At 70.8% G+C, this 3,394-nt stretch carries 2 protein-coding genes; both read left to right on the forward strand.

Annotated elements, in window-relative coordinates; all coding sequences use genetic code 11:
- The first annotated feature begins 377 nt into the window (after positions 1–377).
- A complete protein-coding gene (locus tag ACFXGX_RS10635; protein WP_384787758.1) occupies positions 378–1,190 on the forward strand; it encodes an SAM-dependent methyltransferase in 813 nt (270 codons plus the stop codon).
- On the forward strand, positions 1,187–3,322 hold the full coding sequence (locus tag ACFXGX_RS10640; protein WP_384787761.1) for a putative bifunctional diguanylate cyclase/phosphodiesterase: 2,136 nt from the start codon (positions 1,187–1,189) through the stop codon (positions 3,320–3,322). Before ACFXGX_RS10635 ends, ACFXGX_RS10640 begins: the two co-directional genes overlap by 4 nt.
- Positions 3,323–3,394: the final 72 nt, after the last annotated feature.

Below are 3,394 nucleotides of genomic sequence, written 5' to 3' on the forward strand. Positions count from 1 at the left end.
CCGCGCGGGGGGGGCGGACCCTTGTGCGCTCCCTCCGGCGGACTTTCACGTTCCGGCGGCGAAGCTTTCCGGCCGTCGCCGGAACGTGAAAGATCCGGCTGCCGGCCCGGATGTGAAAGAACACCGCGGCCCGGCGGGAGACTTGACCACGCTTCGTGACTCCGCGGAGCTTTTTGGAATGCTTCGGAGGGATTTCGCGGAGGCGGTGCGTGGCGTGCGCGGTATACGTTCGCAGATGCCAATTCGGCACGTGCCTGAGGCAGTGACCGGGAACGGACGGTCAATTTCCGGTTTGACTCGCTCCTTTGGCGGGCGATCAGTAGCCTCTGCTCGAACACCGGATCGTCCGTGCCGTCGCCTACGCCTTGGAGAGATAGATGGAGCGTCCCGCCTGGGCCCCTCGCAGCATTGACATCTCAGTGCCGAGCGTGTCCCGGATATACGACTACTACCTGGGCGGTTCGCACAACTTCGAGGTCGACCGGGAAGCGGCGCGCAAGGCGATGGAGTTCATGCCGGGACTTCCCAAGATCATGCAGGCGAACCGTGCGTTCATGCGCCGGGCCGTCCGCCACGCCGTCGGCGAGGGCATCGACCAGTTCCTCGACATCGGCTCCGGCATCCCGACGTTCGGCAACGTCCACGAGATCGCCCAGGCCGCCCGGCCCGGCGCACGGGTCGTCTACGTCGACCACGACCCGGTTGCCGTCGCACACAGCGAGGTCGTCCTGCGGGACAACGAGGACGCGGCCGTCGTCGCCGCGGACCTGCTCAAGCCCCAGGAAATCCTGCTGAGCCACCCGGTTCAGCGGCTGATCGACCTGAACCGGCCGGTCGCGCTGCTTCTCGTTGCCATACTTCACTTCGTGGAAGACGCGGACGACCCGTACCGGGCGGTGGCCGAACTGCGCGACGCCCTCGCGCCGGGAAGCATGCTCGTCGTCACGCACGCCTCGTTCGAGGGCATTCCGCTCCTGCGGGAGCAGGCCGAGGGCACGGTCGACGTCTACAAGGACATCCGCAACCCGCTGATCATGCGCACGCGTGACGAGATCGCGCGGTTCTTCGAGGGGTACGACATGGTGGAACCCGGACTGGTGCCGATGCCGAACTGGCGGCCCGACACGGCGTCCGAGGACGAGGATCCCTATTCCTTCTCCGGGTTCGGCGGCGTGGGACGCACGGCGTGAGCGCCGAGCCGGACGGGCCGGAGGACAGACTCCGCAGGTTCGCGACGATCTGGAGCCGCGCGGTCTTCCCCGTCACCTCCACCTCGCTGACCCGGCCGGAGTTCGAGGAACAACTGCTGCCGCTCGCACGGCGGCTGAGCGAGGCCCTGCGGGCCAGGACCTTCGAGGCGGCCGAGGGACGCGGCGTCGGCGCCGCACTCGTCGCCGCGCACTGCACCGACCCCGAGGCCCTCAGCAGGGCCCTCGACTGCGTCGACGCCTACCTGGTGCTCTACTGCGGCGAGGACGGTCCCAAGGAAGCCCTCCGGACCCGCTCCGCGCGACTCCAGCACGCGATGGCCGCCGGGTACGCCGAGGCGCTGCGCGAGCGGACCCTCGCCGAACAACAGGCCATCTCGCAGGCGGCGTTGACCGCGCGCAGCGCCGTCGCCGAGGCACTGCACGACAGCGAGGCCCGCTTCCGCGCGGTGTTCGAGGGCGCGGCCATAGGCATCGCCATCGCCGACCTCGAAGGAAACATCCTCCAGGCCAACGGAGCGCTGCTGCGGATGTTCGGCGGCTCCGAACAGACCATGCGCGGCCGCAGGGTCCCGGAATGGACACACGCCGAGGACGCTCCCCAGGTGTGGCGGCTCTACGAGGAACTGGTGCGCGGCGAGCGCGAGCACTACCACGTGGAGAAGGCGTTTTACCGCCCCGACGGCACCGCCCTGTGGACCAACCTGACGGTCTCCCTGCTCCGCGACGCGGACGGCCAGCCCCAGTACCAGCTCGCGCTGATGGAGGACACGACCGAGCGGCGGCTGCTCAATCTGCGGCTGCGCTACGAGGCGACCCACGACGCGCTGACCGGACTGCCCAACCGGACCCTGTTCTTCGAGCGCCTGGAGAAGGCGCTGGCCGCGGGGGAGGGACAGCGCTTCGGGCTCTGCTACCTCGACCTCGACGGCTTCAAGACCATCAACGACAGCCTCGGGCACGCGGCCGGCGACCGGCTGCTCGTCGAGGTCGCCGACCGCCTCCAGTCCTGCGCGACCGCCCCCGGCGAGATGGTCGCCCGGCTCGGCGGCGACGAGTTCGTGGCCCTGACCACCGGCCCGCACACCGAGCGCGAGGTCGACGAACTGGCCGGGCGCATCATGAACGCGCTCGTCACCCCGATCAGCATCGACGGCCGTGACCTGACCGTGCGCGGCAGCGTCGGCGTCGTCGAGGGCCCGGCCGGGGAGCGCGGCGCCGCCGAGGTGCTGCGCAGCGCCGACATCACGATGTACCGGGCCAAGTCCGCGGGCGGCAACCGCTTCGAGCTGGCCGACCCCGAGGCCGACGCGCGCGCCATCACCCGCAACGGGCTCACCACCGCGCTGCCCGCCGCCCTGGACCGGGGCGAGTTCTTCATCGAGTACCAGCCGCTGGTGCACCTCGGCGACGGCAGTGTGCGGGGCGCGGAGGCGCTGGTGCGCTGGCTGCACCCGCAGCACGGCGTCCTCGGACCCGACCGCTTCATCCCGCTCGCCGAGCACACCGGACTGATCGTGCCGCTCGGCCGCTGGGTCCTGGAGCAGTCGGTGCGTCAGGCCCGCAGCTGGCAGGAACGGCAGTCCGCCGCGGGCCCGCTGCGGGTCAACGTCAATCTCTCGCCGTGCCAGCTCACCCATCCCGGCCTGGTCCAGGACACCGTCGACATCCTGGAGCGCGAGGGCCTCGACGCCCGGGCGCTGTGCCTGGAGGTCACCGAGTCCGCGCTGATCGGCGCCGACGACGACCTGCTCAAACCGCTGCGCAGGCTCGCCGAGATGGGCGTCGACATCGCGCTCGACGACTTCGGCACCGGTTACTCGAACCTGGCCAACCTGCGTCGTCTGCCGGTCAGCATCCTCAAGCTGGACCGCTCCTTCACCCAGGGGATGCAGCAGTTCCCGGCGGACCCGGTCGACCTGAAGATCGTCGAGGGCATCGTCTCCCTCGCCCACAGTCTCGACCTCGCGGTCACCGTCGAGGGCGTGGAGACCGGCGCGCAGGCGGAACAGCTTCGGCTCCTGGGCTGTGACACCGCCCAGGGCTGGTACTACGCCCGTCCGGGACCGCCCGAGCGGCTGCACGAGCTGGCGCTGGTCGACGCGGTCGGCTGAACCCGTCCGCGGGGGGGGGGGCGCCCCCCCGCTCGGCGGCCGCCCGGCGGGGGGGGCGGGCGGCGGGGGGCG

It is taken from the genome of Streptomyces sp. NPDC059371 (assembly GCF_042751995.1).
In the GTDB taxonomy this organism is placed as follows: Bacteria; Actinomycetota; Actinomycetes; order Streptomycetales; family Streptomycetaceae; genus Streptomyces.

What these genes read in the sequence shown, in the direction of transcription:
- ACFXGX_RS10635 (WP_384787758.1), top strand. Translation starts at nt 378, where the DNA reads ATGGAGCGTCCCGCCTGGGCCCCTCGCAGCATTGACATCTCAGTGCCG.